16 protein-coding genes are annotated in these 20,256 nt (G+C 60.2%); 7 read left to right on the forward strand and 9 right to left on the reverse strand.

The window, feature by feature from the left end; all coding sequences use genetic code 11:
* On the forward strand, nt 1-2,950 hold a 2,950-nt coding region (locus ACCAA_RS00005; protein WP_186405203.1), incomplete at its 5' end, for an Ig-like domain-containing domain.
* A gap of 32 nt (nt 2,951-2,982) precedes the next feature.
* The gene (locus ACCAA_RS00010; protein WP_186405204.1) at nt 2,983-4,311 is read left to right on the forward strand and encodes a GNAT family N-acetyltransferase; all 1,329 of its coding nucleotides are present in this window, start codon (nt 2,983-2,985) and stop codon (nt 4,309-4,311) included.
* Here ACCAA_RS00010 and dapB read toward each other — a convergent pair.
* Together dapB and ACCAA_RS00020 are read right to left on the reverse strand one after the other, a co-directional pair.
* Nucleotides 4,256-5,062, reverse strand: coding sequence for a 4-hydroxy-tetrahydrodipicolinate reductase (dapB, locus tag ACCAA_RS00015; RefSeq protein ID WP_186405205.1), 807 nt, complete (start codon nt 5,060-5,062; stop codon nt 4,256-4,258). The two genes, ACCAA_RS00010 and dapB, sit on opposite strands and share 56 nt — an antisense overlap.
* Before the next feature lies 1 nt (nt 5,063).
* Nucleotides 5,064-5,546 carry an outer membrane protein assembly factor BamE gene (locus ACCAA_RS00020; RefSeq protein ID WP_186405206.1) on the reverse strand — a complete coding sequence of 161 codons (483 nt, stop codon included), beginning with the start codon at nt 5,544-5,546 and terminating at the stop codon, nt 5,064-5,066.
* 184 nt (nt 5,547-5,730) lie between these two features.
* On the opposite strand from ACCAA_RS00020, the gene fur reads away from it, so the two are divergent.
* On the forward strand, nt 5,731-6,204 hold the full coding sequence (fur, locus tag ACCAA_RS00025) for a ferric iron uptake transcriptional regulator (protein ID WP_186405207.1): 474 nt from the start codon (nt 5,731-5,733) through the stop codon (nt 6,202-6,204).
* A 36-nt stretch (nt 6,205-6,240) separates the two neighbouring features.
* Here the strand turns inward: fur and ACCAA_RS00030 are convergent, their stop codons facing one another.
* Together ACCAA_RS00030 and ypfJ are read right to left on the reverse strand one after the other, a co-directional pair.
* A complete protein-coding gene (locus tag ACCAA_RS00030; protein WP_186405208.1) occupies nt 6,241-7,104 on the reverse strand; it encodes a M23 family metallopeptidase in 864 nt (287 codons plus the stop codon).
* Between the two features lie 2 nt (nt 7,105-7,106).
* Nucleotides 7,107-7,979, reverse strand: coding sequence for a KPN_02809 family neutral zinc metallopeptidase (ypfJ, locus tag ACCAA_RS00035; protein WP_186405209.1), 873 nt, complete (start codon nt 7,977-7,979; stop codon nt 7,107-7,109).
* A 212-nt stretch (nt 7,980-8,191) separates the two neighbouring features.
* Between ypfJ and ACCAA_RS00040 the strand changes: the two genes are divergently transcribed.
* Nucleotides 8,192-9,697, forward strand: a complete 1,506-nt coding sequence (locus ACCAA_RS00040) for a hemolysin family protein (protein WP_186405210.1) — start codon at nt 8,192-8,194, stop codon at nt 9,695-9,697.
* Between the two features lie 3 nt (nt 9,698-9,700).
* The gene (locus tag ACCAA_RS00045) at nt 9,701-10,975 is read left to right on the forward strand and encodes a hemolysin family protein (protein ID WP_186405211.1); all 1,275 of its coding nucleotides are present in this window, start codon (nt 9,701-9,703) and stop codon (nt 10,973-10,975) included.
* A 216-nt stretch (nt 10,976-11,191) separates the two neighbouring features.
* On the opposite strand, the gene ACCAA_RS00050 is transcribed toward ACCAA_RS00045, so the two are convergent.
* From ACCAA_RS00050 to ACCAA_RS00065, 4 genes are all read right to left on the reverse strand, one after another.
* Nucleotides 11,192-12,679, reverse strand: a complete 1,488-nt coding sequence (locus tag ACCAA_RS00050; protein WP_186405212.1) for an inorganic phosphate transporter — start codon at nt 12,677-12,679, stop codon at nt 11,192-11,194.
* 21 nt (nt 12,680-12,700) lie between these two features.
* A complete protein-coding gene (locus tag ACCAA_RS00055) occupies nt 12,701-13,363 on the reverse strand; it encodes a DUF47 domain-containing protein (protein WP_186405213.1) in 663 nt (220 codons plus the stop codon).
* A gap of 430 nt (nt 13,364-13,793) precedes the next feature.
* Nucleotides 13,794-16,007: a SulP family inorganic anion transporter gene (locus tag ACCAA_RS00060; protein ID WP_245754351.1), complete on the reverse strand. Its 2,214-nt coding sequence runs from the start codon at nt 16,005-16,007 to the stop codon at nt 13,794-13,796.
* Nucleotides 16,008-16,869: 862 nt separating this feature from the next.
* Entirely contained in the window at nt 16,870-17,598 is a 729-nt protein-coding gene (locus ACCAA_RS00065) for a hypothetical protein (protein ID WP_186405214.1), read from the reverse strand.
* A gap of 443 nt (nt 17,599-18,041) precedes the next feature.
* Between ACCAA_RS00065 and ACCAA_RS00070 the strand changes: the two genes are divergently transcribed.
* Both ACCAA_RS00070 and ACCAA_RS00075 read left to right on the forward strand, forming a co-directional pair.
* A complete protein-coding gene (locus ACCAA_RS00070) occupies nt 18,042-18,266 on the forward strand; it encodes a hypothetical protein (RefSeq protein ID WP_186405215.1) in 225 nt (74 codons plus the stop codon).
* Nucleotides 18,267-18,457: 191 nt separating this feature from the next.
* On the forward strand, nt 18,458-19,648 hold the full coding sequence (locus tag ACCAA_RS00075; RefSeq protein ID WP_186405216.1) for a class I SAM-dependent rRNA methyltransferase: 1,191 nt from the start codon (nt 18,458-18,460) through the stop codon (nt 19,646-19,648).
* A 20-nt stretch (nt 19,649-19,668) separates the two neighbouring features.
* On the opposite strand, the gene msrA is transcribed toward ACCAA_RS00075, so the two are convergent.
* The gene (gene msrA, locus ACCAA_RS00080) at nt 19,669-20,247 is read right to left on the reverse strand and encodes a peptide-methionine (S)-S-oxide reductase MsrA (RefSeq protein ID WP_186405341.1); all 579 of its coding nucleotides are present in this window, start codon (nt 20,245-20,247) and stop codon (nt 19,669-19,671) included.
* Between the last annotated feature and the right edge of the window lie 9 nt (nt 20,248-20,256).

A 20,256-nucleotide genomic window follows, 5' to 3' on the forward strand; every position in this document is an offset into this window, starting at 1 on the left:
GCAGCATCTCTCCACCGGTCACGATCACGCGAAACGACCGGTCACGTTCCGCGAAATACGCAACTACCTTCAGATCGACCCGACTGCGCTGAAGGACAGTACCGACCACAGCTATGCCGGCATCAGTGACCACACGACCCTGAACTTCAAGGCTGTCGACTCGGTACCAACGCTCAACGGGTCCAACCCGTCAGACAACGGGAACCTGGAGTTCAATCAGGACATCAGCCTGTATTTCTCCGAGAACGTCCACGCCGGCACCGGCACCCTCCGGCTGTACCAGGCGGACGGCACCGTGGTGGAAAGCTTTGATGTCGCTAGCGGCATCGGGGGGGCAGGCGGCTTGATCAGCTTCGGCGGGAAAGGCGTCATTGTGAATCCAGGCGCCGACCTGCTGGCGGGAACCGACTACTACCTTCAGATCGACCCGACTGCGGTGAAGGACAGTACCGGCCAGAGCTATGCCGGCATCAGTGACCACACGACACTGAACTTCAAGGCTGTCGACTCGGTCCCAGCGCTCTACGGGTCCGACCCGTCAGACAACGGGACCATGGAGTTCAATCGGGACATCAACCTGTATTTCTCCGAGGCCATCCACGCCGGCACCGGCACCCTCCGGCTGTACCAGGCGGACGGTGCCGTGGTAGAAAGATTTGACGTTGCTACCGGAGTGGGAGATGCAGGCGGTTCGCTCAGCTTCAACGGCTCGTCGGTCGATATCAACCCCAAGGGCGACCTGCTGCCGGGAACCGACTACTACCTTCAGATCGACCCGACTGCGCTGAAGGACAGTACCGACCACAGCTATGCCGGCATCAGTGACAAAACGACCCTGAACTTCAAGGCGGTCGACTCGGTGCCAACGCTCTCCTGGTCCGACCCGTCAGACAACGGGACCATGGAGTTCAATCGGGACATCGTCCTGCATTTCTCAGAGAACATCCACGCCGGCACCGGCACCATCCGGCTGTACCAGGCGGACGGCAGCCTCGTGGAAAGCTTCAACGTCGCGACCGGAGTGGGGGCAGCAGGCGGTTCCGTCGACTTCAACGGCTCGTGGGTCGATGTTAACCCCAAGGCCGACCTGCTGCCAGGAACTGACTACTACGTTCAGATCGACCCGACTGCGGTGAAGGATAGTACCAACCACAACTATGCGGGCATCGGCGACCACACGACCCTGAACTTGAAGGCGGTCGACTCGGCACCAAGGCTCTCCGGGTCCGACCCGTCAGACAACGGGACCATGGAGTACAATCGGGACATCAGCCTGTTTTTCTCCGAGAACATCCATGCAGGCACCGGCACCATCCGGCTATACCAGTCGGACGGCAGCCTCGCGGAAAGCTTCGACGTCGCGACCGGAGTGGGGGGGGCAGGCGGTTCCGTCGACTTCAACGGCTCGTGGGTCGATGTTAGCCCCAAGGCCGACCTGCTGCCAGGAACTGACTACTACGTTCAGATCGACCCGACTGCGGTGAAGGATAGTACCAACCACAGCTATGCGGGCATCGGTGACCACACGACCCTGAACTTCAAGGCGGTCGACTCGGTACCAAGGCTCTCCGGGTCCGACCCGTCAGACAACGGGACCATGGAGTTCGATCGGAACCTGTCGCTGTGGTTCTCCGAGAACATCCACGCGGGTACCGGCACCATCCGGCTGTACCAGGCGGACGGCACCGTAGTGGAAAGCTTCGATGTCGCGACCGGGATGGGAGGGGCTGGCGGTTCGGTCAGCTTCGGAAAACTCGGGCAAGGCGTCTCTGTGAATCCAGGGGCCGACCTGCTGCCGGGAACCGACTACTACCTTCAGATCGACCCGACTGCGGTGAAGGATAGTACCAACCACAGCTACGCCGGCATCAGTGACAATGCGACGCTGAACTTCAGGGCTGTCGACTCGGTACCAACGCTCTCCTCGTCCTACCCGTCGACCATAGAGTTCGATCACGACATAATCTTGCCTTTCTCCGAGAGCGTCCACGCCGGCACCGGCACCATCCGGCTGTTCCAGGCGGACGGCACCGTGGTGGAAAGCTTCGATGTCGCTACCGGTGTGGGAGGAGCAGGCGGTTCCGTTGGCTTCAACGGCTCGTTGGTCTATGTTGACCCCAAGGCCGATCTGCTGTCGGGAACCGACTACTACGTTCAGATCGAGCCGACTGCAGTGAAGGACAGTTCCGAGCAGAGTTATGCCGGCATCGGTGACAATACCACCCTGAACTTCAAGGCGGTCGATTCGGTACCAACGCTCTTCTCGTCCTACCCGTCAGACAACGGGACACTGTATATGGACTACTCTCAGGACATCAGTCTGTTTTTCTCGGAGAATATCCACGCCGGCACCGGCACCGTCCGGCTGTACCAGGCGAACGGCAGTCTCGTGGAAAGCTTCGATGTTGCGACCGGAATGGGAGGGGCAGGCGGTTCGGTCAGCTTCAATGGTCAGCGGGTCGATGTTAGCCCCAAGGCCGATCGACTGTCGGGAACCGATTACTACCTCCAAATCGACCCAACCGCGGTGAAGGACAGTTCCGGCCAGAGCTATGCCGGCATCGGGGACAGTACAGCCCTGAATTTCAAGGCTGTCGACTCGGCACCAACGCTCTCGGGGTCCTACCCGTCGGACAATGGGACACTGCCTGTCCAGGGGAACCTGCAGCTGGTGTTCTCGGAGAATGTCCATGCCGGCACCGGCACCATCCGGCTGTACCAGGCGGACGGCAGCCTCGTGGAAGGCTTCGATGTCGCGACCGGAATGGGAGGTGCGGGGGGAGCGGTCAGCTTCAATTTTCCCTCGCGGGTCGAAGTTAACCCCAACGCTGACCTGGTTCCCGGAACCGACTATTATCTTGAGGTCGATCCCAGCGCCGTACAAGATGCCACCGGGAACTTCTTTGCTGGCATCGTTGGTGTATCAACGCTCAATTTCGAAGCGATCTGAGTTGCATATGGCCGGCCCCGTTTTCTGACGCGATGAAGCTGAATCCAGAAGACACTTTCTTCGATGCGGTAAGGCACTCCCAGGCAGGGGAACTGGCCCAGGCAGAGGAGGGCTGCAGGCGTGTCCTGGAATTCGACGATTCCCAGAGCGATGCCGCCCACCTGCTGGCCATCATTCTCTCCCGGTCGAGAAGGTTTGGCGAAGCAAATCAATGGTTCGAGAAAGCCATCGCGAATCGACCGGAAAATCTCGACTACCTGATCAACTATGCAAATGCATTGCGGGATCAGGGATGCGCGGTCCAGGCAGAAGCCACGATTTGCAGGGCGCTTGCCCGCGATCCGCTGAAGCCGGAGGCGCTCAATCTTCATGGCCTGATCCTGATGGAATCGGGCCGACTGGAACACGCAGCAGAGTGTTTTCGCAAGGCCTTGACCTGTCGCCCCAAATATCCACATGCGTTGAACAACCTCGGCAACCTGCTGCAGAAGCTTGGTCAGGCTGACGGGGCGGTCGAAGTGTATCGTGTCCTGCTGGAAGCACAGCCCCACTATCCTGAGGCCTTGAATAATCTCGGGCAAGCGCTGAAATCCATCGGTCGCATAGCGGAGGCCGCTGAACAATTCAACAAGGCGATCGAGCAGAAGCCGGTCTTTCCTGAGGCGCGGGCGAACCTCCTCGAAGTCAGCGAGGTCTGGACGCGCCCGCTCGTCGGTCGCCACGTGGTTCTGCGACGAGCGGTCAGGTCGGATGCCGAATTGATAAGTGCATGGTTTGCTTCGTCGGACTTCACGAACCGGTTCAATCGCTTTCTCGCGCGAGTTTCAGATGTGAAAAGCCTGCAGAAGAAACTGGCCGCAGCCGAGCAACTGCATCCCTGTCAAACCAGGTCGATCGACTGGGTGATTTGCAAGGCGGACAACGCGATGCCGATGGGTCTGGTCAGCCTGACGGATATCCACGCGGAGCATCGTCGCGCAGAGTTCATGATTGGACTGCCGGATTCCGCAAACCGAACCACCGGAATCGGACTGGAAAGCAGCCTCTTGGCACTGGATTTTTCGTTCAACAAGGTCCAGCTCAACAAGCTTAGCAGCCTCGTCTATCAGGATAATGTCCGAGCACAGAGGAACGCGCTGGCCCTGGGTTTTGCAGCAGAAGGCTATCTATCTGCACACATCCGAGATCCGACCACCGGGATGTTCCTCGACCTCTACGTCAACGGACTCACCATAGAGGCATTCAGGTCCAACCAGCGATTGTCTCATCTGTCGCGCCGCTTGCTCGGTACCGACATCACCCGTTTCAGCGCAGTCCAAGCACGTCCTGCATGTCGAACAGGCCCTTGCTCCGGCTGCTGAGAAAACGTGCTGCACGCAGGCTGCCCAGCGCATACGGCAGCCTGCTGCTCGCTTTGTGGCCAATTTCGACGCGCTCGCCAAGGCCACAGAACATGACGTTGTGGTCGCCGACGATGTCGCCGCCGCGGATAGTCGAAAAGCCGATCGTCGATGGCAGTCGCTCGCCGGTGACCCCCTCGCGACCGTAGACCGCGCATTGCCGGAGGTCACGACCGAACGCCTGCGCCACCACCTCACCCATGCGCAGCGCGGTCCCCGATGGGGCATCGATCTTGTGTCGGTGGTGCGCTTCGACGATCTCTATGTCGTAGCCCTCGTTCATGATCCGCGCGGCCAGGTCGAGCAGCTTGAAGACGACGTTGACGCCGACGCTCATGTTGGGCGCAAAGACGACTGGAATGTCCTCGGCGGCAGCCGCAATCGCATTCTTGCCGGCAGCGTCGAAGCCGGTCGTGCCAATGACGATCGCCGTACCGTGGCGCCGGCATATCTCGAGGTGTTCGAGCGTGCCTTCAGGGCGGGTGAAGTCGATCAGGCAGGTGGCCTGGGCGATTCCCGCGTCCCGGTCGCTGCTCACCAGAATCCCGCACGGCAGGCCGACCAGCTCGCCTGCGTCCTTCCCCAGCACGACCGCGTCAGGTTGGTCGATCGCTGCTGCCAGCGTCGCCTCCGCATCCCTCAGCGTCGCCTCGACCAACATCCGTCCCATGCGGCCGCCGGCGCCCGCAATCGCGATTCTCAAGTCGTTCATGTCAGAGCCCCACGCTTTCCAGCATCTTGCTGAAGAATCCTTGTTCGTCCGGCGGCGGCATGGCCACACTGCCATCGGTCGGCAGCGAACTCAGATCGATTTCCCTGTTCCGCGGTTGCGCTACAGTCGCTGTGTCTGTCTGTTGCGCGGGGGTGACATCGCCGGCGACCCGAACCAGCTTGCCTTCGGCGTCGAAAAAAACCGAAAACAGGCGGCTCTCGACCACTCCGGTATTCCCTTTCTTCAGCCAGAAGAAGTAATCCCAGCGGTTGGCGTGAAACATGTCGACCAGCACCGGCGTGCCGAGGATGAAGCGCACTTGATCCATTGACAGCCCTGGACGCAACTGGGAGACCATCTCCTGGGTCAGCACGTTGCCTTGCTGTACATCGATCCGGTACTCGTTGACGATGCGCGGTACCCAGGAGCAGGCGGACAGCAGGCAGAGGACGATGAGGGAAGTGGCGAAACGCGGGAAGTTCATGTTCTGGTCGGATCGTGGTGAGTGATCAGGAAGCGACGAGCGATGTCGATCAAGGCGTCCGGGACGGCGCCAGGATCGGCAATCGAACTGACGGAAGACTTGCGCCGGTTCTGCATTGCAGCCGCTGAAGGTATATCATAACCGAAAACCCCGTCCTCCTTTCGCAGCCGATCAAGGTAAGCCGATGAGCAACTCCGATGACCTCAAGAGCATGGGGCTGAAAGCCACCCTGCCACGCCTCAAGATCCTCGCTCTTTTCGAGAAAACCGACGTTCGTCATCTCACCGCCGAGGACGTCTATCGCCTGCTGCTCGCCGAGAATCTGGATGTCGGCCTGGCCACCGTCTACCGCGTGCTGACCCAGTTCGAGCAGGCCGGCTTGCTCGAACGTCACTATTTCGAATCGGGCAAGGCGGTCTTCGAATTGAGCGCGGGACAGCACCACGACCATCTGGTGTGTATCGATTGTGGTCGTGTCGAAGAGTTCTACGATGCCGAGATCGAACGCCGCCAAACGCGGATTGCCAAGGAGCGTGGCTTCATCATTCGCGAGCACGCCCTTTATCTCTACGCCGAATGCACCAAGACGGATTGCCCGCATCGCGGCAACTCGGTGAGGACGGTCGGCGAGCGCCACCGGGCGCCGCTCGCCGATTGACAAGCTGGCCGAACTGGACCGAGAGGGGCGCCAGCGTCAGCGTGCGTTGCCCGAGCGTGAAACAAACAGTTCGGGATCGACCATCGCGCCATTGAGAATCACGCTCCAGTGCAGGTGAGGGCCGGTTGCGCGACCGCTCATTCCCGACCGGCCGATCGGTTGGCCCTTGGCGACTACCGCCCCGGGTTGCACATCAATGCGCTCGAGGTGGCAATACATGCTGATCAGGCCGTTGCCGTGGTCGACGAAGATGGTCTGGCCGTTGAAGAAATAGTCGTCGGTTGCCAGTACGGTACCATTTGCGTTGGCCCTGACCGCGGCGCCGCGAGGCACCGCGATGTCGAAGCCGGCGTGTGGCGAACGCGGTTCGCCGTTGAATAAACGGCGGACGCCAAAGCGCCCCGTCAGCCGCCCGTCGGCCGGCAGGACAAAGGCCGTGTCCGTCACTGCCGCCTCGCGCCAGTGACGCTTCAGGCGCCCGATGGCGGCCACTTCACCTTCGACGCGTGCCAGGTCGCCGGCCGACAGTTGCACCTTGCTGCTGTCCTTGATCGTGATCCGCTGCTCAGGGTAGTTCCTGGCGTTGACCGCGAAGCCCGCGCTGCGCGTCTCGCCGGCCCCCTCCACGCGTAGTTCGTGCGCACCAGGCGCGGTATCGAGCGCCAGTCCAACCACCGCAACCCACTGACCCGCTTCGGCGGTAACCAGAACCCGCTGGTCACCGAGCCATGCGCGCGGTTGGGCGCCGTCGGCCGAGACCGGACCCAGCGAGACCAGCGCCACCCCTCCGGGGACACTGGCGGCCCTGGGCAATCCGGCATGCGCCAGCGATGGCCCGAACAGGGCGAGCAAGGCGCCTGCACAGAGGGAAACGAAGGCGAAAGGAGTTGGTTTGCCCACCGCTAAAGCGAAGTCGCGTTGAAGGTGTCGCACTGACGGATGTCGCCGCTGTCCATGCCGCGCTTGAACCAGCGCACGCGTTGCTCGGACGAGCCATGCGTAAATGATTCCGGCACTACCTGCCCGCGCGTTTGCCGTTGCAGACGATCGTCGCCGATCGCCGAGGCGGCGGTGAGCGCCTGCTCAGCCTCGCCGGGTTCGAGCATCTTCTGCATGCTATCGGCGCGGTGACCCCAGACGCCGGCGAAGCAATCGGCCTGCAGTTCCAGCCGCACCGATAGCGCATTGGCCGCCGCCTTGTTGCCGCTGCGCTGCTGCGCGGCGCTCACCTTGTCCGAGATGCCGAGCAGGTTCTGCACGTGATGGCCGACTTCGTGTGCGATCACATAGGCCTGCGCGAACTCGCCAGGCGCGTGAAACCGTTCCTTCAGATCGCGGTAGAAAGCCAGGTCGATATAAACCTTATGATCAGCGGGGCAATAAAAGGGGCCCATCGCCGACTGACCCGTGCCGCAGGCAGTCGGTGTCGCGCCGGTGAACAGGACCAGTTTCGGGTCCTGATAGCGGCGCCCGGCGTCGCTGAAAATACTTTGCCAGGTGGTCTCGGTGCTACCGAGAACCTTGGCGACGAAGGTCGCCATTTCGTCGTTGGCCGGAGGCTTGTGGGCCGGCCGACTGGCTGGCGGAGGGGCGCTGCTGCTGGTATTCGAAGCCAGCCCGAGAATCACGGCCGGGTCGATGCCGAAAAAGTAGCCAGCGGCGAGCGCGATGACCAGCGTGCCGATGCCGACGCTGCCGCGCCCAATGCCACCGCCGCCACCATCGCCTCGCCGGTCCTCGACGTTCTGACTCTCGCCCTGGTCGTCCAGACGCATGCTTTACCCCCCCCAAAGACGTTTGATGCCAGCGATGTTAACAGAACGTGGACAGGATTTCTGATTTGTGCATAATCCGCACGCCTTTTGCAAAAAAGGGCCGTGTGCGTGCTTTCTCTTCGCATGCACAGCGCAGATAACAAGCAGACACGCGCCGGTACTCAGCCCGATCGTGCGGATCTGTCATTTGAGACCACCTGAGGAGGTTGCCCATGGACCTATCGGCTGTTCAAATACCTGCCTGGATTGATCTTGAACTGATCATCCGAGGCTGCGTTCAGGTGCTCCTGCTGACCATGTCGGCATTCTTTTCCGGATCGGAAACAGCCCTTTTTTCGCTGACTTCCTTCGACCTGCAAAGGTTGCGCAACAGTCAGCATCCGCGCAGCAAGAGTATTCACGAAATGCTCGAAGAGCCGCGCCGCCTGATCATCTCGCTATTGTGCGGCAACGAACTGGTGAACATTGCCTCATCGGCCAACATGGCGGCCATCTTCTTGAAGTATTTCACCGACGACCAGACCACCTGGATCAACATTCTGGTGATGGTTCCGTTGCTCCTCCTGTTCGGAGAGGTCACACCCAAGACCATCGCCGTCACTTACCCGATGATGATTGCCACCAATATCACGGCGGCGCTGTTACCCAAATGGATCGCCTTGATCACGCCCCTGCGCAACGCGGTGCGCGCCGTTGCCGACCGAATCACTTCGGCCATCGTCGGCGAACCGGTGAAGAAGGACAATCTGCTTCATTCCGACGAATTCCGTACGCTGGTGGAGGAAGGCGAGGCCAGTGGCGTGATCGTGCCGACGGAGCGCATCCTCATCGACAACATGCTGGAGGCCTCCGAGGCGCAGGTGGTCGACATCATGACGCCTATTTCGAGCATGGTTTCGCTCGATGTGCAGCAGCCTTTGCCGGATCTGGTGGCAGCCTTCCAGGCCATCCACCATGCGCGTGTGCCGCTGTTCGAGGATAGCCCGGCGATGATCGTCGGTTTCCTCCATTCGGAAGACGTCATCAAGCTGGTTCGCAGTGGCGCCGACCTGGCGGCAATGAGTGTGCGCGACGTGATGCGGCAACCCCATTTTGTTCCCTCGACCAAGAAGGTTGACGAAATGGTCGAGTTCTTCCAGGAGAATCGCACGCGCACGGCACTGGTGATTGGCGAATACGCCAACGTGTTGGGGATCGTTTCGATCCGCGACGTGGCGGCATTCATGCTTGGCAGGCTGGCCCCGCCACAGGAGCCCGGCGTCAGGGAGATCGAGGTGCACAAGATATACTCGATCCCAGGTGACATGAGCCTGGTGGACTTCAACCAGTTGGTGGGCGCCAACCTCGATGACCCCAGCATGAATACGGTCGGCGGGGTGGTCATGCGCCTGCTCAACCGCTTGCCGAGGCTAGGGGACTCGGTCACCTTCGAGGGCTTCCTGCTTGCCGTTGAACGTATGCAGGGCTTGCGCATCGAGGAATTACGCGTGACCCGGCTGGGAATGGGACCCGATCCCGAGCCGACGGACAGCGAGGACAGCGTTCCCTCGCGAGCACTGACTGATGAAACCAACGCAGCGAGCGCTGGCTCGCCGGATGAGGCGGTGGCTGCGACGGTACAACATACGCACTCGGTTTTCTCGTCGCAATTGCCGGGCCTGGCCGGTCAGGAAACGCCGCGCGCTGATCAAGTTTCCGCCACCAAGAAAGAGGTCTGAGTCATGGAAATCTTTATCGAATGCCTGGTGATCGTGGTCTTCATTCTGCTCAAGGGCTTCTTCTCCGGGTCGGAGATCGCCATGGTCAACAGCGACAAGATCAGGTTGCGTCACCTGGCCAAGACGGGTGACAAGGGCGCAGCGCTGGTTTTGAAACTGTACAAGACGCCCGACATACTGCTGGGAACGACCCTGGTGGGCACCAACGTCACGACAGTGACCGTCTCGACAATGGTTACGCTGATCTTTATCGAGGTTTTCGGGCCTGAGGGGGACATCCTCTCGGTGCTCATCGCCACACCCTTCCTGCTGATTCTGGGGGAGATCGTTCCGAAGAGCATCTACCAGCAGAAAGCCGACTTTCTGGTCACTCGCATCGTCTACGGTCTGCGCTTTTTTTCCTGGCTTTACTATCCGGTGATCTTCGTTTTCAGTCGCATCGCGCGCTTCGCCGCTCGCCTGGCAGGCGGGACCACCGCGGTGAAAAGCGGCCTGATCACTCGCGAGGAATTGCGCATGCTTCTGGAAATGTCATCGGCCACGGACGATCAGGATGGCAGCTTCGACGCCGAGAAGGTGGCGCGCATCACCCGTTTCTCGGAGACATCGGTGGGTGAGGTGATGACTCCGCTCGACGAGGTGGTGGGCATCAGCGAGCACGCCAGCACGGAGGAGGCCGTGAAACTGGTTCTTGCCCATGGCTATAATCGCTTGCCGGTCTATCGCGGCAACATGTCCAATATCATCGGCATTCTGACCCTCAACTCATGGGACTTGATGGCCTCCGACATCAACCGCAAACCCAAGGCCAGCTTCATCCAGGAGCCGGTCTACGTCACCTCCAGGCAACCCATCGACCGGACCATCACGACGCTGCTATCGCGTCCGATCGACTTCATGGCGGTGGTCGTCAATGAGTTCGGACTGGCCATCGGCATTCTCAGCATGGAAGACATCTTCGAGGAAGTGGTGGGAGAAATCGATGTCGGCTACGATTTCGATGAGTACGAGTCCCACCGCAGCAAGCAGCGCATCCTGATCAAGGAACTGGCACCGGGCGAATTCCTGGTCGATGGCCGAACACCCATCTCGCAGATCAATGAGGAACTGCATCTCAACATCCCCATGGAAGCGGCTCATACCGTGGCCGGGCTGATCATCAACCGCCTGCGCACGATTCCACCGGTGGGGAGCCATATCCACGAGGAGAGCTATCAATTCACGGTGCGGACGGTCAGCGCCCGCACGGTCACCAAAGTGCACATCAAGCGCGGTTAGTACTGGCACCGCAAGAAGAAGGAAATTCAATGCGACATGGCGACGGTGGCCGCCATGTCAGCGGCACGCACTGCGCTTTGCCAAACGGGGAATTGAGGGCTGTGGCACTTTCCATCTATTCGAATGCTCGCCGATAAAGCGGTGAGGCCTTGTATTGACCCCACCGCTATCGGAATATCCAAGCAAGGGCATGCGGTGCTCTCCGCACCAGTTCCCTTACTTCATCTTGGGCGTGTAGGCATCCATCACAATGTCGAGGCTCTTCTGGATCTCTTTGTTGTACGTCTTGTTGAGGACCGTCTTGTCCTTGAGTTTCCATCTTGGCGTACTGTCGGCCAGCGCCTGAACCAGTTCCCAACGGTAGATGAAGGTCTTGCCGCTCAGTTTTTTCACGGCATCAAGCTGTTCGGCGTCGAGCCCCTGCGTCTTCTCCAGGTCCTTGAACTTGTCCGGATCGACCGTAATCCCTTCCACCAGAGCGTCGTCAATCAGCTTCAGCTCAGCCTTGTACTCAATGTTCGGCAGGGCCGCATCGATGGCGTCCTTGAGCTTGCCGGAGGTGGCGAAGGCCTGGTCGTTCAAGGCGGCGAGCTTCTCGACGTCCACCTTGTCGGAGTGCCTGGCCAATACCTGCTTGGCGACGCGGTACTCGACTGGGTTATAGACCGTTTGCCCGAAGACGTTTTGCAGAACGAACAGAAAAACGTAGCACACCAATGCCGAAACGATGGGGGTCTGCACCCAGGCCCAGGAAATCCGCGCGACCACGCCCCACTTGATATTGCGTGCGTTCCTGATCAGACCAATACCAATCACGCCGCCCACGACCGCCTGCGAGCTCGAGACCGGCACCAGAGGGATGGTGGGCAGCCCCATCGAGGCCAGGGCGAACTCCAGATCTTCCGACGCGAAAAGGAGCAGGACCAGCGACGTGGCGACGACCACCACGAAGGCTCCCACCGGCGTCAGCGGAGCGATTTCGGTGCCCACGGTGAGCATAACCTTCTTGGCATAGGTGAAAACGCCAACCGAGATGGCCACGCCGCCGAGCAGGAACAACAGTTGCAAGCCGCTGAGCTCGACCAGGCCGAGGTCCAGGTCCTGGAACGGATTGGCGCCAATGAACACCCCCATGACATTGCCGATGTTGTTGGCGCCCAGCGAGTAGGAGCCCAGAATACCGGCGACGAGCAAGGCGAGGCGGGTCCACGCATCCTGACGGATGATGTGGATTTTCGAGCGATTGAGCACCTTCATCACTCCCCGGTAGATCAGGTAGCTGAAGATGGCGGTCAGCAGAGGACTGAGGACCCATGTGGCGCAGATGGTTTTGAACACGGTAAAGTCGGTGACCGAACCAGTGAAGAAGTTCCAGCCGATGATCGCCCCGACGATGGCCTGGGTGGTGGAGACCGGCAAGCCCAGGACGGTGAGCCAGGCGACCACGGCCGCTGCCGCAAAGGCCGCCATGAAGGCGCCGCCGAGGGCATTGATCGAGCCAAGCTTGGACAGTGTGTGGGCCGCCCCGGCGCCGCTGATCACGGCACCGATGATCACGCCGACAGTGATGATGATGGCCGCCGTCCTGAATTTGATCATCCGCGAAGCGACTGCCGTTCCGAAGACGTTGGCAGCGTCGTTGGCTCCCAGTGACCAACCCAGGAACAAGCCGCTGGAAAGATAGAGAAATATGTGCAGATCCATGATATTGCGCCCTCCCCGGCCCTAGTCCGAGCGCTTGATGGTGTAGATCGCCAGCCAGTCGGCAACGTCCTCGGCCTGGTCGGCGATCTGGTCGATCTTGTCGACAAAACGGCGCAAGTGGGACTTTTCGGCCAGCGGCAAGGCGGAAGCGAAGATGCTCCGCTTGAGCTTGTCGGCGTGCTTGTCGGCCTCTTTTTCGTAGAACATCACCTTGTGCAAGTGGTCGCGAACCGATTGAACATCGCGCAGGAAGGCGCGGGAGGCGAGGATCGTACTCTCCACCGCTGCTCCGACATCTTCAGCCAACTGCAGGACGTCGGAATACAACTCCTTGGGAAAATTCGGAGCCTCGATGCCGATCGACACCATGTTCTCCTTCATCACGTTGAGCAGCCCGTCGAGATCCTCGAGCATGCTCAATACGTCACCGCGAAAGTCGGGAATGAGGGCCAAGGTGTAAAGTTGGTGCTCGATTAGACGGCGTAGTTCGTCGCCCTTGTGCTCCAGATCGATGATCTGCTGCTGCTTGCCCACAAAGTCGCTGTGGTCCGCTCCTGTCGCCAGGTAGGTAGTGACGCCCGCGCGGAACGAGAGCGCCCCGTCGGAAAGGGTATCGAGAAACGAGTCAAACTGCATCTCGACGTCTTTGGTGGAGCCGAACAAACGCACTCTCTTCTTATCCATCCTATCCTCCTGTTATATGTGGACTGAATTACCCACGCGGTCAAGACTGACGGAGCGCCCCTGCACCATCGCGTTTTCCACGCGGGTTGCGTAAAGGATTACCCCGCAGCAGCAACGGTTGACCTGGCAGTTTAAAGTCCCTTCCCGGCGTGTCAACCGTTTTGAATCCTGTTCATTCTCGGTAGGTACCAAAAAAGAAGATAATTTTCAAGGGCATTTTCCCGGAACCGACTGATTTTACGGACACGATAGCTGCACGTAACTAGATAGTTTTAACCTTTGGGAATATTTCCGCCACGGCGCTTGGCGAGCGCTGGATCTCTCGGATCCGGCAGACACGGCTCAGCCTGGGGCGGCCCTAAGCGATCAGAGGATGAGCTTCAGCTTCAGCGCCATCTCATTTTCCGCCAGGGTCTGGCCGGCTCCCGGTCTAGTCCTGCATGGCCATCAGTTCCTTGTCAGCGTAGCGCAATCTCAACGCGAGCACTTTGGCGACCGCCTCGAGCAGGTGAAACGCCAAGCGTTTGTGCTCCTCCTTGAGTGTTTCAAACTCTTCGCGCTGCAACATGTAGAGGTCGGTGTCTTCAAGCGCTGTCGCATCGTTGAAGCGAGTCATTTGTGAAAGGAAGGCCATGCCCCCGAAGAAGTCGCCGCGCCCATAGGTCAACGCGTGGTGGTCCGGTGTTGCTCCGATACTAGGCAGCGTGATGCGCACTGCGCCCTTGAGAATCAGATACAGTTCGTTACCCGGGTCGCCAAACGAGTACACCTTCTCGCCCTTGGCCAGCGAGCGTCGCCCCATGCAAGCCTCAAGGTCGGCCAGTGTTTCGCCCTTGTGGTCGCTGAACAGTTCAACATCCTTCAAATCCAGTGCCGCGACCTCGGGCGCCTTGATACCGATCTCGCCAAGGATCTGGTTTTCAATCCACTCGACCGCGTCGTCAAGTTCCGGAAATACCTTGACATTCTTGGTCATCGCCGTAAGTTCCATCTGGTCAAAGAACTCGGCGATGTTCCGGCCGTTGGGCAGGGCCTGCGACAAGCTGCTGAAAATCAGGAAGGCGTCACGCTCGAGCAGCGAGTCCCGGATCTGACTCAGCAGATGCACTGCCGTGACATCCACTGACTGCACGCGCCGCATGTCCAGAACGATGTACTTCCGCTTGCCGAGTTCCGGCTCAAGTGCCGTGTAAAGTTGATCTTTGGTGCCGAAGAAAAGGCTACCCTGCAACTCCAGGATGACCGTCTGCTCTCCCTTTTTATTGAGCAGTTCCATGTCATGGCGCAAGCGGATTCTCTTAGAAGACCTGTTCCCCCCCTCCACTTTTCGACGGATGACAGTGCTGCTCAGTTGCTCGCGGATGAACAGAAACATGGCCAAGGCAATGCCGACGCCTGATGCGGCGATCAGGCTGTAACCAACCGCCACGGCCACCACCGCCACGATGACGATGAAGTCAAGGAGGGTCCATGGCGACTGGAGCAGATGAAAACTGTGCCGGTCGATCATTCGTACGCCGACGACGATCAGGATGCCGGCCAGCGCCGCGACCGGAATCCAGGCAATAAAGCTTCCCAGGGCAAGAAATGCGATCAGACACAGTATGCCCTCAATCACCCCCGACACGCGGGTCTGGCCACCGCTGGCCAGATTGACCAGCGTTGCACCCATCTGTCCGGCTCCTGGCATACCACCTGCGCAAGCCGAGGCCACGTTGCCGAGACCCTGAGCGACCAGTTCGCGGTTCGAATCGTGTCGGCTGCGCGTCATGGTGTCGAGAACGACGGCGGTCTTGAGCGTGTCGATCGACAGCAACAACGCCAGGATCAATGCCGTTCCGAACAGACTGGCGATCTGGCTGAGCTTGAGTTCGCCGATCTCGCTCCAGCGGCCGGTGATCGCCTCCAGCATGCTTGACGCGGTCCCTCCGAGGGGACCGATGATCAGCGCGTTGCCTTCAATGACCAGCAGTTTTTCGTCGACCCCATAGGCCAGTCCGAAATAAGTGAGCACCCCGGCCAGCAAGCCGAGAATGGCCGCCGGCACGATGCGCGTCAGCAACGGTGCGCCGACCATCACCAGGATCGCCACGGCGCCGATGAGCACGCTCTGCCAGTGCCACCAGTCTGGCGTGATCAGGACCCGCAACCAGGAGTGGCCGCCGGTATGGCCCAGAAACTTGGGGATCTGACTGCCGATGATGATCAGGCCGACACCTGTGAGATAGCCGCTGACCACCGGAAAAGGGATGTACTTGATCAGGCTGCCGACACCCATGAAACCGAGGAGCAACTGCAACATCCCGCAGATCATACCGACGGCGGTCAACATCAGGACAATAAATGTGGGTTCTACGCCACGCTGCACGAGTTCGATGGCGAAGGCAGAGAGAAGCGCCGCGGCCGGCGCACACGGCGCCGTAATCAGGCGATTGGTTCCGCCCAGAGCCGGCGCCATCAGCCCGAGAGCGGTAGCCCCGAGAATCCCGGCCAGCGCGCCCATACCGGCGTAGGACGGTCCAATCGAGGCATAGATCGTCACGCCAAAGGCGATCGCCGACGGCAGTGCGACCAACATGGCGGCAAAACCGCCCCAGAAATCGCCGACAAGTTTGTCATTCTTGAATTTTATAGTCGGTTCCACAGGCTCAGCCTCCGATCCAGTCCATAAAGCCACCGTGAGCTACCACGTCGGGCAATAAAGCATTGGCCCTAGGACGGGCATGCTACCACGACCATCCTTCTTGTATTTGCTAGCAAAATTCAGCAGACCGCCGGGTTGCTCGTCGCAGCCATTCAGTTACAGCCCGATCTGCGACCTCGCCACCAAATGGTGTACGTATGGCGCTGGCCTCCGCAATTGGCACTGGCCATCGTCCAGTCTGCGTACGGCGTCTGCCTGGCCTTTTGTACCAACTGACGCCCCGCTCTGCACCGCCAGCGGATGCCTGTTCTCACCTCAGCATGCTCGGGCGATAACTGTCGACCAAGGCGCCCGCCGTGGCGCAAACCTCGTCGCTGAGTTCCTGCACGTCGGAGCGCAGATACGAGGGTACACGCCGACCGGGCCCACAAGCCGGCTTCGATGGCGAAGCCGGTGATGTGCCTCATGTACTTGACCAAACGGCTCACCCCGATTGTCAGATGCACCAGCGCGGAATTATGCGTCCCGAAAGCATAGAATGGATGCCCCGAGGTTTCAGCTTCTGTTGCATGTCGTCAAGCGTGCGCATATGTTCTGGGATCCGTTTGGCCTGGTGCCAGCAGGCGCCGTCGGTCCCATTCTTCAGCTAGGCGTCGACCGCCGACCTGAAAACCGCCGTCGCGTCGTCGATGACGTTGAGATAGCCGTCGAGGTCGCTTTCGATCGACGTCGAGACGACGGGGCTATCTGACACGTGTTGTATTTGAGTATCCACAATCACCGCTTCCGCATGAGGTAAAAACTGGCGCCAGACCCACGGCGCGCCAAGCCGCCTACCGCTGCCGACTGTTGGAACAGACGGTCAGGATCTTCCACTATTCGGCGGCCGACCGGGGGTATCACAGGGAGCAGGTCCTGCCCACTCCTGCCGCCCATCGTGTAAGCTGGCGAACCGTCGCCGTGACCATTCCTTCAAGATGACGCCCGCGCATGCAAGCTCCTGGGCGATGTCGTCCAGATTCCCATAAAGCTCTGTAAGCCAGAATGTGCGCTCAACCGACATGAGATCTGGGTTTACAACGCGTTGATCGAGAGGTGGCAAGCGGGATTCATCATCGGTGTCCAGTATTTCCGGGAAGGCAGGAATTCGATAGCGGCTTAGCGCGTCCTTGCTGGCGATTGCTTCGTCAGCATCGAACTCTGCCGCAGACCAGCCATTCGTGAATTGGGCATAGCCATGCTGCAGGCTCTCGGTCCCATTCCGGATAACTGCCATCATCTGGCAGCCGGCTTCGGTCGGGTGCAACCAAAACTGATGGAGGCCGCGTGCGGCCAGCAACAGGCGTGCTGCGGCCCGATCAAGGGCCTCCATCGACCCGCGGATCTCGTCGATATCCGCTCCTAGGTCGAGCATCGAATGTACGGCCGCCTGATTACGCCGCTTCAACTCCTCGCGGCGCTGTTCCAGGTCGAGGAGGCGAACAGAATGGGCGGACTCCTTGCCTTCAAGCGTCTCACCCACCGTCGTGGCCAAATTCACCAGCATTCTTGCCTGCTGATCGATCATGGAAAGGAAGTCGGGCATCTCCATGGCGGCGGCTAGCGGACGCACTCGGCGCACAACTTGTGCAATAGGGATTAGTGTCACGGCATTCACCTGTCTTCTGCTGCGAGCGAGTGGAATGGTCATCGGGACCAAGTCTAGCGATACCGACCAGGTTGAGAATCGTGCTCGGTCAGTTGGGATTATCTCGGTGCGCTCCTCTTGGGCTGTCTAACGCGCCAATCGTGCCAGCTATCGACGAGTGACTGGCCGCTAATAAAATCAGCCGGTTACTGGCGACAAGCGGGATCCGGGTGAGGAACAGGGGTGCTACAAAACGCCATGACACGCCGGTGAACGCTCTGGTAAGGAGCGATATTCTCGATTTAATACAGTCTGTTACCTCAATTACGGGAGGCGTGCGCCAGACAACGAAGTGTTACACCTCCGACGCTCAAGAAAATTGCTGAGCTGAACATCGTCGTCAAGCTGTGCTGAAAGCCATTCCCACGGTCGTGGTTGTATTTACGGCCGGTTCAGCCTACATTCATGCTGCCAATGTCGGCAGCCACAAGGAGAAGCGTATGGGGAAACTTACCGCCGGCCTGTTGGCCTTGGCGCTGGCGCTATCAAGTGCAAATGCTGTCGCTTGTTCGGCTGAGAAAGCCAAGGATGGCAAGAGTGAAATAAGCACTCAATCCCAACCCAAGAGCTGACTTGTCGGTGTCTGTAGCACGCGCGGCGCGATACCTCCGGTATCGCGCCGCGTTAGTTTTTTGGAACCAAACGGTCATGACTTTCATGCCCCCCGATCATGAAAGTCATGACCGTTTCCCTCACCCCCAACCCCTCTCCCGCACGCGGGAGCGGGGAAATTCGTGAGTCGCTCGCGCGACTTTCATAGCAAATGGCCCAACTCGTACTTTTCGCCGGCAAGGATCGCTCGCTTGCTCGTCGCCACCCCTGGATTTTCGCTGCTGCGGTCGAGCGATTGAACGGTCGTGCCCGTCCAGGTGATACGGTCGACGTCGTCGCCGCCAACGGTCGGCCATTGGCCAGGGCAGCGTGGAGCCCGGAGTCGAAGATCCGCGCTCGGGTATGGACCTTTGACCCGGACGAGATCGTCGACGACGTTTTTTTCAAGCGCCGCATTCAGGCGGCCGTCGAACGTCGTCAGGCGGTGCCGGAATTGGCTACCCAGGACGGGTTGCGGCTGATCCATGGTGAGTCCGACGGCCTGCCGGGGCTGATTGCCGACCGCTATGGCGACACAATCGTCGTGCAACTGACGGCCACCGGCCCGGAGAAATGGCGGCGGGCGATCATTGGCGCGCTGCAGCGAGCGAGCGCTTGTGCCCGCATCTACGAGCGGTCCGATTCGGACGTGCGCCGACTCGAAGGGCTCGATCCGGTGACCGGCTGGGTGCTTGGTGAGGCTCCGGCAGAACCGCTGACGATCGTCGAGAACGGGGTACGCATGCGGGTCGACGTCGTCGCCGGTCACAAGACGGGTTTCTATCTCGACCAGCGTGACAACCGCCTGCTGACGCGCGAACTCGCCGCCGGCCGGGCGACGCTGAACTGTTTCTGCTACACCGGCGGTTTTTCGTTGCAGGCAGTTGCCGGTGGGGCGGTGAGCGTACTCTCGATCGACTCCTCAGCTCCGGCGCTCGCCACCGCCGTCGACAACCTGGCGCTCAACCGGCAACTCGATGCCCATCGGGCCGAATGGCGTCAGGCCGACGTTTTCGACGAGTTGCGTGTACTGAAGAGCAGCGGTCAGCGTTTCGATCTGATCATTCTCGATCCGCCCAAGTTCGCGCCGTCCGCCGCGCACGCCGAGCGCGCTGCGCGCGCCTATCGGGATATCAATGTCTTCGGCTTCCGGCTACTCAATCCAGGTGGCTTGCTGATGACCTATTCGTGTTCGGGCAGCATCCGCAGCGAGCATTTCCAGCAGATCGTTGCCGATGCAGCGCTGGACGCTGGACGCGGCGCACGCATTCTGCGCCGTCTCGCCGCGCCGTCAGACCACCCGGTGGCGCTGAACTTCGGCGAGGGGGAATATCTCAAGGGCTTGCTCTGTCAGGTCGATTGAGCGTGCCGTGCAGCGGGCTGCTAGCCGCCGCCCCAGATCTGCTGGACGCGCGCGTCACGGCCGCAGCCTTGACGATAATAGGCATAGCGAATCGGGTTCTTCTTGTAGTAGTCCTGGTGGTACTCCTCGGCAGGGTAGAAGGCTGAGGCGGCGATGATCTCGGTTTCGATGCGTGGCAGCTTGCCACCGGCCAGCAGGGCATCGCGGCTGCTCTCGGCAGCCTTGCGCTCGGCCTCGTTCTGCCAGTAGATACCGCTGCGGTACTGGCTTCCGACATCGCAGAACTGCCGGTTCTTGACCGTCGGGTCGATGTGGCGCCAGAAGTAATCGACGAGTTGCGGATAGCTCACCTTCTGTGGGTCGTAGGTCACCCGGATGGCCTCGGTATGCCCCGTACTGCCCGCACTGACCTGCTCGTAGGTCGGGTTTACCGTGTGGCCGGCGGTATAGCCGGATTCGGCGGCGATGACTCCCGGCAGCTTCTCAAAGTCGGCCTCGATGCACCAGAAGCAGCCGCCGGCGAAAATCGCGCTGCGGACTTCGGCCGTCTTGCCGACCGGCAGGTCGGCGGCGCCGGCACCAGCGCCGAGGACGAGCATTAGCAGCGC

The sequence above is a fragment of the Candidatus Accumulibacter aalborgensis genome (assembly GCF_900089955.1).
Taxonomy (GTDB): domain Bacteria; phylum Pseudomonadota; class Gammaproteobacteria; order Burkholderiales; family Rhodocyclaceae; genus Accumulibacter; species Accumulibacter aalborgensis.